Below are 14,285 nucleotides of genomic sequence, written 5' to 3'. Positions count from 1 at the left end.
TATTTTTTATTATTTATTATAGTTTGATTTCAATGTCTACGCCTGATGGTAAGTCAAGTTTAGTTAAAGCATCAACAGTTTTAGCTGTTGGGTTTATAATATCCACTAAACGTTTGTGAGTGCGCATTTCGAATTGTTCGCGCGAGTCTTTGTATACGTGCGGTGAACGGATTACAGTAAACAATTGACGTTCAGTCGGCAATGGAATCGGACCAGATACGGTCGCCCCAGTTCTTATTGCTGTTTCCACAATTTTATCTGCTGATTGATCAAGCACGCGATGTTCGTAAGCTTTCAAACGAATACGTATTTTTTGTTTTGCCATGATTTTCCCTCCTTCGCTTATTTAAAAAATAAACCTAGCTCCACGAAAATTTCCAACGACCCTCCATGGCAATGCACCCGGGTGTGTCGCAACCTCTCGCTTCCTAGCCTTGGTTCTGCGATTCAACCTCCCCTTCTGGATGTCGGGCAAAACCCTTACGGTATGCTCTTTTTCCAGAAAAGAAGCGTCACTCACAGACACCTTTATAAGTATACAGACAACAAATAATTTAATCAAGTCTTTTTCTTTCTTTTTTTTAATAACGTAAAAGTTTTCACGTGCGCACCTTTTTATTCCTCGTCTATTTTTTTCTAGCGTCGCGAAAGTTTGAAATATCTCACCTGTATAGTGCTTTTCTCTTTTTGCTGTTTCTTCTATATATTACTATTACTTTTTGTTTTCTTCCATCCTTCCTCCTGTAACAGCTATCCACCCAAGTCGTTTCGGCTATCGATCTGTCGATGCCTCGTCCGGCTAAATCGTTGAATTATCTAGCTATTCTCTATACAATAATAGAAAGAAACAAAACAACTTTTCAGCTGTCTTCATACAGATAGCCTGTTTTTAAATACTGCGAAAAAAGGAGGGAACGATATGGCGTTTATCCAGCAGACACATTTGTCTATCGAAAAGCTTCACACGCTGATCGATACTGTGGACAGCATTGTCATTGGGAAAAAGGATGTCACCCGATTAACGATCGTCGCAATGTTAGCCGGCGGTCACGTTTTATTCGAAGATATTCCTGGCGTAGGCAAAACACTTTTGATCCGCACGATTGCCAAATGTCTTGATGCTGATTTCGCGCGTATCCAGTTCACACCTGACCTCATCCCTTCTGACATTATAGGCTTTTCTGTTCCTAATGCTGATGGCACATTATTTAGTTTCCGTAAAGGTCCTATCTTCAATCAACTCCTGCTCGCTGATGAAATCAACCGGACGTCGCCGCGGACCCAAGCCGCTATGCTCGAAGCCATGTCTGAAAGGCAAGTGACTTTAGATGGCGTGACCCATGCCCTGCCAAATCCCTTTTTTGTTTTAGCTACTCAGAATCCGATCGAATATAAAGGGACCTACCCTCTACCTGAAGCACAATTGGATCGTTTTCTTTTCCAATTATCTATAGGCTATCCGGAAACCGATCAGGAGATTCAGATGCTGGCAGCTCCCGATCAGCAAAAAGAAGTTGAAAAACTGAAACCCGTTATGTCCCTCGAAGAATTCTTAACTCTGAAAGACACAGTTGAACAGGTTCATGCTGAAACAAACCTGCTTAAATATATTGTATCTTTGGCATCGTTAACGCGTAATCATCCTGCAGTAAGACTAGGTATCAGTCCTAGAGGGAATCAATTCGCTTTAGCCTCTGCCCGCGCTCATGCCTTACTGGCAGGGCGTGATTATGTTATTCCTCAAGATATTTTAACCATCCTCAAACCTCTGTACCGACACCGTTTATTATTCGAGAATAATTTAAGCAAGGATGAAATCGACGCATTTATAGAACAACTGACGAAAGAGTTAATGATTCCGACTCAAGTCAGGTTCAGACGATGACTAAATTTATGTACGTAATCCGGCTTGTCTTATTTCTATTATTCTATCTAACAATTGTTGTTTACACCCTTATCTTCCCAACGAATGCCTCCTGGTTTATTTTCTATGCTCTGACACTTTGGATCATCTCTTCATTTCTTTCCACACGTCAATCTTATCACCTCACTCATACTGAACGGATCAAAAAAGACGACAATCGATTTTCGTTCGCTTTTACGATTCAAAACAAAAGAAGGTATCCCTTCTTTCTATCCGCAGTAAAAATAAACTTGCTGCTCAATAATACTCAGCAAACATTTTATACATCCACCCTCTTTTCAAGACAGATAGACAGTGAGTTTCAAGCTGTCGTTCTCCCAAGAGGACATCATGATACTCTCACGCTCGAAATCACAGCTATCGGTTTATTTGGGGTTTGGAAAAAGCATTCACAATTAACCGTGCCGATCAATATTGATGTCTATCCGACCATACTTAAAAAATCTGAACGGGACAAGCTGATGCACACTCTGACTGCACACTTCACACAGACGTCTCGTTCATTTAATCATGATTATTATATGAATGAGATCCGATCTTTTCAAAATCGCGACTCCCTTGCCGGTATCGACTGGAAAGCCAGTTTGAAACGCGGACAATGGATGGTCAAAGAATATGAAGCTGAAGAGGAGGCACCCGTCGATTTTTACTTTATAGGCTTCAATACAACCTCTTTCGAAGACTTACTTAGCCTTGGATACAGCCTGCTGCAAGACTTGAAAGCGACTCGGAAAGTAAACATCTTTTTAATTGGACGATTCGAGAACAAAGTGATTGTAAAAACAACAGAAGACAGTTTCTTGACCATCGAGCCGATCAAAAGCCAACATGAGCTAACTGAAGTGACCCGGTCTGTGTTAAACAAACACTCAAGTAAAATCATTATTAAATCTCGTGAAGTCCAGATTCCTTTGCCGTTAAACGCACACCTCGATCATCGCTTTATCGATGAAGATACCCTTCTCCAAGTGAAAGGAGGACGGCTGAATGCTGCAGACCATAAAAAACAAACAGGCGCTTAGTCGAAATTTATTGCTCGGAAGTGTGCATAGTTTTTTACTTTTACCTATACTGAATTTACTCATGGACATCAACAAAGTTCCCGGTAAATGGTTTCTTTTCACTTTTTTTATCTTTACTCAATTTGCTGCTCTCTTTTTCAAAAAAGGATGGTTCTATTTCTTCTTCCAGGCAATCATGATCACCTTCTTTTTGTACATCCTCTTTCCGCCAGCAGCTGATTTTCTCCATTTTGGAAAGTGGCTTCGAGAGACATGGTCTTTAGGTATCGCGCAATGGAATGATCTGCTGGCAACTCGTTTAACCGAATTACCGGTTTTACTGACGATGAGCCTCTTGTTTTTACTCATTACACTCCTGACTTTCTTACTTTTCCATTTTCAACTGGCCCTCCCCTCATTATTTTCTGGGATCGTCTATTTATTGACGCTGCACACCTTTACCTCTCAAAGTGTTTTATCTTATCTGATCCCCTTGATCGGGTTTGGCTTTCTATTGATTGCTTTCAACCAGATCGATACTCAGTCTAATTGGATCCTTTTCACAACGACTATGTTCCTAACCATTCCATTCACCTTGCTTCTGATTCTAATCGCTTACTTCAGCTTGGATTATCTACGACCGACTCAAGAATGGGTGGAGACAAAGTCCAATGCTTATCAAAAAGAGTTGGATAATAAAGGCCTATTTGATTGGGTCAATGACAATGCGATAGGCTCAGGTTTTAGGCGGACGGGCATGGGCACGGATGACACTGATTTAGGTGGTCGCTTACATCAGGACTTTTCACTTGTCTTTAAAGCCTACACTACTCGCCCGCAATACTGGAAAGTGCTGCATCGGACAGAATATACCGGGTCTGGCTGGAAAAGCGACTATGACGATTATTTTGAATCAGTCGATTCACCTTACAATATTTGGATAGATGGTCCTGCGGGGCCCACTCAACGTGAAGAACTGCTTGAATCAGAATCAGTTTCTCTAGCCAGACTGGAGTGGACCAAAGAATTATCCTATCTTGCTTATCCATATGGCTGGTTTGATATCGAATTAGCTGAAAGTGACGCGGATGACTCTTTCAGCTTAAATACCTTGAGTGGTTATTTCGCTATTCAACCTGAGCCGGACGCTTTATCCTACTATACCGTTGCTTATGACGAAACCTTTCCTGACCGCTTCGATGAGGAAACTTTACGCGTGGACGATGGCTGGCGCGAAGAGACAGTCAATACCTATAGAGACTTAACGACGGATGATACTTTAAGCGAATTAGATGATGAAGACTTATTTTACCTCTTGTTTGAAGAAGAGCTGCAATTGCCTTCTTCTCTGCCCGAGCGTGTGATCGAATTGGCAGAAGAAATAACCCAAGGACTGGACACGGAATACGACATGATCCGCGCTATAGAAACTTACCTAAAAAAAGACAGTGGGTATCGTTATAGTTTGCTTGATGTAGAACAGACCCCCAGAAATGGCGATTACGTGGATCATTTTCTGTTTGAATCAGGAGTGGGATACTGCGACAACTTTTCGTCTGCTATGACCGTGTTGTTGCGGGCAGTTGGGATTCCAGCCCGTTGGACCAAAGGATTCACACCAGGGAGCCTCCTAGTTAACGAGCTGGAGGAAGACTATTTTCTCGTGGATAATTCAAATGCTCACTCATGGTCTGAAGTGTTTTTCCCAAGTTACGGATGGATACCATTTGAGCCGAGCCCCTCTTTTGCCAACCCGGTCACTAGCACCGAACCCGTTACTAGCATTAGAGGTCAGACCTATTCATTCAGCAATGATGATGTGATCGACATAGGTGATGTTAATGACGCTGCTTCAACTACAGACGAGATCTCTGGAGAAAACGAGACTGGAGATGTATCCAATCCAGCCGAAGAAGCGATACGTGTAATTAGTGAAGAAGCCGCAGAAGAAGCACGACAGGCAAATCGTTTGAAATGGCGTAACACCTTTTATCGTTTCAGCCTTTTCATTTCAATATTTGCCGGTTTTATCGCTATCTTCCGCTGGCATACAGTATTGTGGTTGTTTAAACTCCTGATAAGGAATAACTTTCTTTCCTCGAGACAAGCCTCTACCCTTATCCTTAAACTCTATTATTTAAAGCAGAAGCCCGCTGCCGGACAAACGATACCGATGTATTTTAACAACTGGAAACCTTATGTATCAGATCATACAGAAACACTCGAGCATTTCACCGAACTAGCCGATGCTGCCTATTATAAACCCAGGGGAACAGCTCATCAGCTGACAGAAAAACAGCGGCAGGTAGCGCTAGCTATGTTGGAATTATATCCTATACTCCCGCGTATAGAAGGCAAGTCCTCTAACACTTATTATAAGACAAGATAGCACTTGAGTATCGCCTTGAAAACAAGTGACTACTGGTAATCCTTCGTTGTTTGAGCGGTCACTTCAAAAACATCTAGTAGCTGCTGATTAACATCGACCGGTTGCGTTGGAACTTCGGTTCGTCTTTAGTAATCGTCCAGTCACTTGGTGTAATTCATTGAGTAGATACTTAAAAAATCTCTACTGACTAGTCAGTTTATTCAGAGACTGAGCCGGCACTAAATGATGTTAATCAATTTCATCTCAGCATTTTGCCTGCTCTAAGTTACGACCATACTCACCCCCAACGGCGAGTATGGTCTCTTTGATCTTAAAAGGTTATGGAAACTGACCCTGTGGGGTCAGTTTCCTCTTTTTGAGTATAAAAAAAGCACTTGGAAGAAAACTTCCAAGTGCTTCGAGTTTGAATTGTTTAAGCAAAATCGAAATTATTCGATGATGTTTGTTACAACTCCAGCGCCAACTGTACGTCCGCCTTCACGAATAGTGAATTTAGTACCGTTTTCAACAGCGATAGGAGCAATTAATGAAACGATCATGTTTGTGTTATCGCCAGGCATAACCATTTCTGTACCTTCTGGTAAATCAATAACACCAGTTACGTCAGTTGTACGGAAAAAGAATTGTGGACGATAGTTTGAGAAGAATGGAGTGTGACGTCCACCCTCTTCTTTAGAAAGAACATAAACTTCAGCGTCAAATTTTGTATGTGGTGTAATTGAACCTGGTTTAGCTAATACTTGTCCACGTTCAACATCTTCACGAGACATACCACGTAACAATGCGCCGATGTTATCGCCAGCTTCAGCGTAATCTAACAATTTACGGAACATTTCTACACCAGTAACAGTTGTTTTAGCAGTATCTTTGATACCGATAACTTCAATCTCGTCACCAACAGAAACTTTACCAGACTCAACACGACCTGTAGCAACAGTGCCACGACCAGTAATTGAGAATACGTCCTCAACTGGCATCATGAATGGTCTGTCAGAATGACGCTCAGGAGCAGGAATATAGGTATCTATTGCTTCCATGAGTTCTGTAATTTTTTCTTGGTATGCTTCGTCGCCTTCTAAAGCTTTTAAAGCTGATCCAGCGATTACAGGAACATCGTCACCAGGGTAATCGTATTCTGATAATAAGTCACGAACTTCCATTTCAACTAATTCTAGTAATTCGTCGTCATCGACCATATCAACTTTGTTCAAGAAAACAACGATGTAAGGTACGCCAACTTGACGAGAAAGTAAGATGTGCTCACGTGTTTGTGGCATTGGGCCATCAGCAGCAGAAACTACCAAGATAGCTCCGTCCATTTGTGCAGCACCAGTGATCATGTTTTTAACGTAATCCGCGTGACCTGGGCAGTCAACGTGGGCATAGTGACGAGTATCTGTTTCATACTCAACGTGAGAAGTAGAAATTGTGATTCCACGCTCTTTTTCTTCTTTAGCACCGTCAATGCTGTCGTACGCTTGTGCTTCTGCATAACCTTTTAAAGCCAATACAGTAGTAATAGCAGCTGTTAATGTTGTTTTACCATGGTCAACGTGTCCAATAGTACCAATGTTCATGTGTTCTTTTGTACGGTCAAATTTTTGTTTTGCCATTTTAAACATTTCCTCCTTAGGGTTTTGTTCTATTTTAAAACAGAAAATAGATTTTTCTGTTCCTATTTTTTCTAATATATTATACCGAGTGCACGGCATAATATCAAATATTATAATGAATGTACACTCAAACATCTTTAAAATATCAGGGGTGCTTGAGTGCAGCTCTTAGGTTTGATCCTAAATTAAGCTGCTCCACCATTTTTCTTGATAATTTCTTCTGCAATGCTCTTAGGCACTTGTTCATAGTGGTCAAATTGCATTGTGAATGTTCCACGACCTTGTGTTGCAGAACGTAATGAAGTTGCGTAACCAAACATTTCAGATAAAGGAATGAATCCTTTAACGATTACTGCGTTCCCACGTTGAGTAGAACCTTCTATGTTTCCTCGACGTGCTGAGATATGACCCATAATGTCACCCATGTAATCTTCTGGAACTGTAATTTCAACAGCCATAAGAGGTTCAAGGATAACAGCGCCAGCTCTTTTTGCAGCATTTTTAAGTGCTAATGACGCAGCTACTTTAAATGCAGTCTCATTTGAGTCGACATCATGGTATGAACCGTCATAAAGCTTAGCTTTAAAGTCAACTAATGGATAGCCTGCTAAGACACCATTGGCAAGTGACGCTTCTAAACCAGATTTAACTGCGGGAATATATTCACGAGGAACAACCCCACCAACAACAGCATCTTCAAATTCAAAGCCTGAACCTTCTTCACCTGGAGTAAATTCGATCCATACGTGACCGTATTGACCTTTACCACCAGATTGACGAACGAATTTACCTTCAGACTCAACTTGTTTAGTGAATGTTTCACGGTAAGAAACTTGTGGTGCTCCAACGTTAGCTTCAACTTTGAATTCACGTTTCATACGGTCAACAATGATGTCTAAGTGTAACTCACCCATACCAGCGATGATTACTTCTCCTGTTTCCTGATCTGTTTCAGCACGGAAAGTAGGATCTTCTTCAGCTAATTTTTGGAGAGCCATTCCCATTTTATCCTGGTCAGCTTTAGATTTAGGTTCGATGGCCACTTGAATAACTGGCTCAGGGAATACCATAGATTCTAAAATTACAGGATGTTCTAGGTCACATAGAGTGTCACCAGTTGATGTATCTTTTAGTCCAACTGCAGCTGCGATATCACCAGAGAATACTTCTGGAATCTCTTGACGAGAGTTCGCGTGCATTTGTAAAATACGTCCAACACGTTCACGGGAATCTTTAGTTGCATTCAAGATATAAGAACCTGATTCCAACTTCCCTGAGTATACACGGAAGAAAGTTAAACGACCAACATAAGGGTCTGTCATAACTTTAAAGGCTAAAGCAGCAAATGGCTGATCATCGCCCGCTTGAATTTTAACTTCAGCTTCTGGATTTCTTTGTTCATGCCCAACTATGGCACGAACATCTAATGGTGATGGCAAGTAATCGACGACTGCATCGAGAAGTAATTGAACCCCTTTGTTTTTAAAAGCAGAACCGACAAGTACAGGGTAAAATTCTACCGTTAACGTTGCTTTTCGGATTCCTTCTTTTAATTGTGCTATAGAGATTTCTTCTCCTTCAAGATATCGCATCATGAACTCTTCGTCCATTTCAGCAACGCCTTCAATTAATTTAACACGCCATTCTTTAGCTGATTCCATCATATCTTCAGGAATTTCGACTTCTTCAATATCAGTTCCCAAGTCGTTTGAATACATAAATGCTTTCATTTCAACTAAGTCGATAATACCTTTGAAGTCATCTTCAGCACCAATTGGTAATTGGATCGGATGTGCATTGGCTTGTAAACGATCATGTAGTGTTTCGTTTGAATACAGGAAGTTTGCACCAATTTTATCCATTTTGTTTACGAAAACAATACGGGGTACGCCATAAGTTGTTGCTTGACGCCATACTGTTTCTGTTTGTGGTTCAACACCAGACTGTGCATCTAGTACAGCTACCGCTCCATCTAATACACGGAGTGAACGTTCAACTTCAACTGTGAAGTCTACGTGTCCTGGAGTATCGATGATGTTTACGCGGTGGTCACTCCATTGAGCTGTTGTAGCAGCTGACGTGATTGTAATACCACGTTCTTGCTCTTGCGCCATCCAGTCCATTTGTGACGCACCTTCGTGAGTCTCACCAATTTTGTGGATTCGGCCAGTGTAATAAAGGATACGCTCGGTTGTTGTTGTTTTACCAGCATCGATATGCGCCATGATTCCAATATTACGCGTTTGTTGTAGAGGAAATTTTCTATTGGCCACTAATCATTACACCTCTCTTAAATAAATTTTGCTTCATACTTAATGAAGCCGGAAATAGTATCACAATAATAATCTTTGACCGGATTTCTATCAGATAGAAATACAGAAATGATTATCTTACCAACGGTAATGAGCAAACGCTTTGTTCGCTTCTGCCATACGGTGGATTTCTTCACGTTTACGGACAGCAGCACCAGTGTTGTTTGCTGCATCCATGATTTCTTTAGCTAAGCGCTCAACCATTGTGTTTTCACCACGGAGACGTGCATAGTTAACTAACCAACGTAACGCTAAAGTTGTACGACGATCTGGACGTACTTCTACAGGTACTTGGTAGTTAGAACCTCCTACACGACGTGCTTTAACTTCTAATACAGGCATGATGTTTTTGAGTGCTTGTTCAAACACTTCAATTGGGTCATTACCCGTTTGTTCTTTAATTATATCAAATGCGTCATACAAAATTGAAGATGCTTTACCACGTTTACCATCAACCATCAAGCGGTTAATTAAACGAGATACCAATTTACTATTGTACATTGGATCTGGTAATACATCACGTTTTGCAACAGGACCTTTACGAGGCATTCAAATTCCTCCTTTCGAGAGATAGTATTTTTATATTTTTTAATTGATTTTTTTACAAGTTAATGTCAGCTTAATAATAAACTGTGCATTTTTATTATTTCTTTGCTCGTTTTGTACCGTATTTAGAACGGCTTTGTTTACGGTCGGCAACTCCAGCAGTATCAAGAGCACCACGAATGACGTGATAACGTACACCCGGTAAGTCTTTTACTTTACCTCCACGGATAAGTACCACGCTGTGTTCTTGCAAGTTATGTCCTTCACCTGGAATATATGCAGTAACTTCCATCATGTTAGATAAACGAACACGTGCATATTTACGTAACGCTGAGTTAGGTTTTTTAGGAGTCATTGTTCCAACACGTGTACAAACACCACGTTTTTGTGGAGAATATACCATTGTTTGTTTACGTTTCTGAGTGTTATACCCTCTATTCATAGCAGGTGCTTCAGATTTTCTTACTTTTGCTTTACGAGGTTTACGGATTAATTGATTCATTGTAGGCATTTCATGTTTCCTCCCTTCATTAGTGCTGACTTTCAATTTTTTGTTTCTAGACCCACACTACCAGGCGGTTCATTTAAAAGTAAAAAAGAATAATCGCATTACATGCGGTTCAATCAACTTTCATATAAACTACCATAATATATGGTTATATGCGGCTCTTGCGCGCCAGTCAGAATGGTTTTAACTCTTACGAATTAGACAAATCTTGAACAGGAATCTCTACACAAAAGCACATATAACATAATATCACGTGAGAATTAGAGTGTCAATAGCTTCTCTTGTTCTTTTAAAAAAATAATAGGAGTGACAGAGAAGCGATAGCTGCTCTGTCTCCTAATTACATTTTATTTTTCTGTATTTTTTGTCGGTGTTTTTTCATCATTGATACTATAAACATTTTCGCTGACTACGCCCACTTCTTTAGGCTTCATATCGTTATAGACTTTCATACCTGTTCCAGCTGGAATAGATTTACCTATAATAACATTTTCTTTCAAGCCAATGAGCGGATCGTTTTTACCTCTGATTGCAGCATCTGTCAGGATACGTGTTGTTTCCTGGAAGGATGCGGCAGATAAGAAACTGTTTGTTTCAAGTGATGCTTTAGTGATACCTAATAATACTGAACGTGCCGTGGCAGGAAGTCCGCCTGATAATAACGTTTCTTTGTTTGCTTGTTTAAAGTCGTCTATATCGATTAGGCTACCTGGCAAGATGTTTGTATTCCCCGGATCGAGAACACGAACTTTTTGCAGCATTTGGCGAACCATTACTTCGATATGTTTATCGCCAATTTCTACCCCTTGACTACGGTAAGCGTATTGTACTTCTTTAAGCAAGTAGTTTTGTAATTTAAGAACATCACTAACTGCGAGCAGTTGTTTGGGATCGATCGACCCTTCGTTAAAGGCATCGCCACGTTCAATGAAGCTTCCTTCTTTGATACGCATACGTGCATTACTTGGCACGGTATACGTTCGTGTATCTGTTGCTCCTTTAACCGTGATTTCTTTCGTTCTCTCACCTTGTTTTTCATCGATCGAGACAATTTCGCCCGTTACTTCCGTAATGACAGCTTGCCCTTTAGGATGTCTTGCTTCAAATATTTCTTGAACACGAGGAAGACCTTGAGTGATATCATCACCGGCAACTCCCCCTGTATGGAACGTACGCATAGTTAACTGCGTGCCTGGTTCGCCGATAGACTGAGCAGCGATGGTTCCGACTGCTTCTCCAACTTCTACCGTGCGTCCCGTTGCTAAGTTACGACCATAACATTTTTTACATACACCATGTTTAGCGTTACATGTAAAGGCTGAACGAATGGTTACTTGTTCAATTCCTGCTTCAACGATTGCTCTGGACAAACCTTCCGTGATCAAGTCATTTTCAGAAACCATCACTTCACCCGTTTTAGGATGTAACACTGTTTTACGTGCATGTCTTCCGCTGATACGTTCTTCTAGCGGTTCAATGATTTCATTGCCGTCACGAATCGCTTCAACAACTAAACCACGTTTCGTCCCACAATCTTCGTTACGAATAATAACGTCTTGTGCCACGTCAACCAAACGACGTGTAAGATAACCTGAGTCAGCTGTTTTAAGCGCTGTATCAGTCATACCTTTACGAGCTCCGTGAGTTGAGATAAACATTTCCAAAACGGATAAGCCTTCTCGGAAGTTCGATGTGATCGGCAGTTCCATGATTCGTCCACTTGGAGCGGCCATCAATCCACGCATTCCTGCTAACTGTGTAAAGTTAGAGATATTACCACGCGCTCCGGAATCACTCATCATGAAGATGTTGTTGTGATTATCTAAAGTGGTCATTAAGTGTGCTTGAATCGTATCTTTTGTTTTCGTCCATACTTCAATAATAGAAGTATAACGTTCTTCTTCGGTAATTAAACCACGACGATGTGACGCATTGATACGTTCTACTTGCTTATGCGCCTTCTCTAAGATTTCTTCTTTTTCTTCCAAGTGAGAAATGTCGGCAATCCCAACTGTGATACCGGATTTCGTCGAATATTTATAGCCTAGGTTTTTCATCTTATCAAGCATTTTAGATGTTTCAGTTACTTGGAACTGTTTAAAGACCTCAGCAATGATATTACTTAGATTTTTCTTTTTAAATGGCACAACAAGAGGCATTTCGCTGATATGTTTTCTGATATCTGTACCATAAGGGACAAAATATTTATCAGGTGTTTTTTCCTCAAGGTTTTCCATCGTTGGTTCATTTAAATAAGCGAATTCTTTAGGCATGATTTCGTTAAAAATCAATTTCCCGACTGTTGTAATCAAAAACTGTTCTTTTTGTTCATCTGTAAATGGTTTGTCAGGTAATGACGACGCATGTACCGCAACGCGTGTATGCAAGTGAACATAGCCAGTTTGATAAGCTTGAACAGCTTCAGCATTACTTGAGAATACCATTCCTTCTCCGATTTTTCCGTCCACTTCCATAGTCAGGTAATAGTTTCCTAAAACCATGTCCTGTGAAGGCGTTACAACGGGTTTACCATCTTTAGGGTTCAAGATGTTTTGAGCACCAAGCATCAGAATACGTGCTTCTGCCTGAGCTTCATCACTTAAAGGAACGTGAACAGCCATTTGGTCTCCATCGAAATCGGCATTATAGGCTTCACAGACTAGTGGATGCAGACGAATTGCTTTACCTTCGACAAGAATCGGTTCAAACGCCTGAATACCCAAACGGTGTAATGTAGGTGCGCGGTTCAAAAGAACGGGATGTTCACGAATAACGTCCTGCAAGACTGCCCAGACTTCTTCATCCATGCGTTCCACTTTTCGCTTAGCATTTTTAATGTTATTTGCAATTTCTCTTACAACTAACTCACGCATAACAAAAGGTTTGAACAGTTCTATTGCCATTTCCTTAGGCAAACCACATTGGTACATTTTCAAGGTTGGTCCAACTACGATAACTGATCGGCCAGAATAGTCTACACGTTTACCCAATAAGTTTTGACGGAAACGTCCTTGTTTCCCTTTCAACATATGAGACAACGATTTAAGCGGACGGTTACCTGGTCCAGTTACTGCACGGCCGCGACGACCATTATCAACTAATGCGTCGACAGCTTCCTGCAGCATACGTTTTTCGTTTTGAACAATGATATGAGGTGCATTTAAATCTAACAAGCGTTTCAAACGGTTGTTACGGTTAATGACTCGGCGGTAAAGATCGTTCAAGTCACTTGTTGCGAAACGTCCACCTTCGAGTTGAACCATTGGTCTGATTTCAGGCGGGATGATTGGCACAACGTCCATGACCATCCATGATGGATCGTTCCCTGAATTTCTAAATGCTTCCAGAATATCTAAACGACGGATCGCACGTGTGCGTTTTTGACCGGAAGCTGTTTGAAGCAATTCTTTCAGCTCTTTGGCTTCTTCTACTAAATCTACATTGTTTAATAATGACTTAATGGCTTCGGCACCAATATCAGCTTGGAAAGATTTTCCATATTGTGCACGACGCTCACGATATTCTCTTTCTGTCATTAATTGTTTTCTCTCGAGTGGTGTATCACCTGGATCGATGACAACGTAAGAAGCAAAATAAATGATTTCTTCCAGCGCGCGTGGTGACATGTCTAAAATCAGACCCATACGACTTGGGATCCCTTTAAAATACCAGATATGTGTGACTGGTGCCGCTAGTTCTATGTGTCCCATACGTTCTCTTCGGACTTTAGATTTTGTTACTTCGACCCCACAACGGTCACAAACAATGCCTTTATAATGAACACGTTTGTACTTACCGCACGCACATTCATAGTCTTTTGATGGTCCAAATATTCTTTCACAGAATAAGCCATCTTTTTCTGGTTTCAATGTTCGGTAATTAATTGTTTCTGGTTTTTTAACTTCTCCATAAGACCAACTACGGATCTTGTCTGGTGAAGCCAATCCAATCTGGATACTTTCAAATTTATTTACATCGATCAAAGGGGCTAC

The 14,285-nt window shown here is 40.9% G+C and carries 9 protein-coding genes; 3 read left to right on the top strand and 6 right to left on the bottom strand.

Annotation, left to right across the window (positions count from 1 at the left end; translation table 11 throughout):
* Positions 1-16: 16 nt before the first annotated feature.
* Positions 17-325, bottom strand: a complete 309-nt coding sequence (rpsJ, locus tag AX762_RS11645) for a 30S ribosomal protein S10 (RefSeq protein WP_071849275.1) — start codon at positions 323-325, stop codon at positions 17-19.
* A gap of 594 nt (positions 326-919) precedes the next feature.
* On the opposite strand from rpsJ, the gene AX762_RS11640 reads away from it, so the two are divergent.
* The 3 genes from AX762_RS11640 to AX762_RS11630 are packed head-to-tail and all read left to right on the top strand — an operon-like array spanning position 920 to position 5,314.
* Entirely contained in the window at positions 920-1,885 is a 966-nt protein-coding gene (locus AX762_RS11640; RefSeq protein ID WP_071849274.1) for a MoxR family ATPase, read from the top strand.
* Positions 1,882-2,946, top strand: a complete 1,065-nt coding sequence (locus AX762_RS11635; RefSeq protein WP_083432959.1) for a DUF58 domain-containing protein — start codon at positions 1,882-1,884, stop codon at positions 2,944-2,946. Before AX762_RS11640 ends, AX762_RS11635 begins: the two co-directional genes overlap by 4 nt.
* The gene (locus AX762_RS11630) at positions 2,912-5,314 is read left to right on the top strand and encodes a transglutaminase family protein (RefSeq protein ID WP_071849272.1); all 2,403 of its coding nucleotides are present in this window, start codon (positions 2,912-2,914) and stop codon (positions 5,312-5,314) included. The genes AX762_RS11635 and AX762_RS11630 overlap by 35 nt, the downstream gene beginning before the upstream one ends.
* A 428-nt stretch (positions 5,315-5,742) precedes the next feature.
* Here the strand turns inward: AX762_RS11630 and tuf are convergent, their stop codons facing one another.
* From tuf to rpoC, 5 genes are all read right to left on the bottom strand, one after another.
* Complete coding sequence (gene tuf, locus AX762_RS11625; RefSeq protein WP_071849271.1) at positions 5,743-6,927, bottom strand: elongation factor Tu; 1,185 nt, start codon at positions 6,925-6,927, stop codon at positions 5,743-5,745.
* A gap of 185 nt (positions 6,928-7,112) precedes the next feature.
* A complete protein-coding gene (gene fusA / locus AX762_RS11620; protein WP_071849270.1) occupies positions 7,113-9,200 on the bottom strand; it encodes an elongation factor G in 2,088 nt (695 codons plus the stop codon).
* A 117-nt stretch (positions 9,201-9,317) separates the two neighbouring features.
* On the bottom strand, positions 9,318-9,788 hold the full coding sequence (gene rpsG / locus AX762_RS11615; RefSeq protein ID WP_071849269.1) for a 30S ribosomal protein S7: 471 nt from the start codon (positions 9,786-9,788) through the stop codon (positions 9,318-9,320).
* Between the two features lie 94 nt (positions 9,789-9,882).
* Positions 9,883-10,296: a 30S ribosomal protein S12 gene (gene rpsL, locus AX762_RS11610; protein WP_071849268.1), complete on the bottom strand. Its 414-nt coding sequence runs from the start codon at positions 10,294-10,296 to the stop codon at positions 9,883-9,885.
* A 344-nt stretch (positions 10,297-10,640) separates the two neighbouring features.
* Positions 10,641-14,276, bottom strand: a complete 3,636-nt coding sequence (rpoC, locus tag AX762_RS11605; RefSeq protein WP_071849267.1) for a DNA-directed RNA polymerase subunit beta' — start codon at positions 14,274-14,276, stop codon at positions 10,641-10,643.
* Positions 14,277-14,285: the final 9 nt, after the last annotated feature.

Source organism: Alkalibacterium sp. 20 (assembly GCF_001885615.1).
GTDB lineage: Bacteria > Bacillota > Bacilli > Lactobacillales > Carnobacteriaceae_A > Alkalibacterium.
Note: the sequence above shows the minus strand (reverse complement) of the source record. Positions and strands in the feature narration are given on the sequence as shown.

Coding starts and splice junctions, on each gene's coding strand:
- rpsJ (WP_071849275.1), bottom strand. CDS start 325: ATGGCAAAACAAAAAATACGTATTCGTTTGAAAGCTTACGAACATCGC.
- AX762_RS11640 (WP_071849274.1), top strand. CDS start 920: ATGGCGTTTATCCAGCAGACACATTTGTCTATCGAAAAGCTTCACACG.
- AX762_RS11635 (WP_083432959.1), top strand. CDS start 1,882: ATGACTAAATTTATGTACGTAATCCGGCTTGTCTTATTTCTATTATTC.
- AX762_RS11630 (WP_071849272.1), top strand. CDS start 2,912: ATGCTGCAGACCATAAAAAACAAACAGGCGCTTAGTCGAAATTTATTG.
- tuf (WP_071849271.1), bottom strand. CDS start 6,927: ATGGCAAAACAAAAATTTGACCGTACAAAAGAACACATGAACATTGGT.
- rpsG (WP_071849269.1), bottom strand. CDS start 9,788: ATGCCTCGTAAAGGTCCTGTTGCAAAACGTGATGTATTACCAGATCCA.
- rpsL (WP_071849268.1), bottom strand. CDS start 10,296: ATGCCTACAATGAATCAATTAATCCGTAAACCTCGTAAAGCAAAAGTA.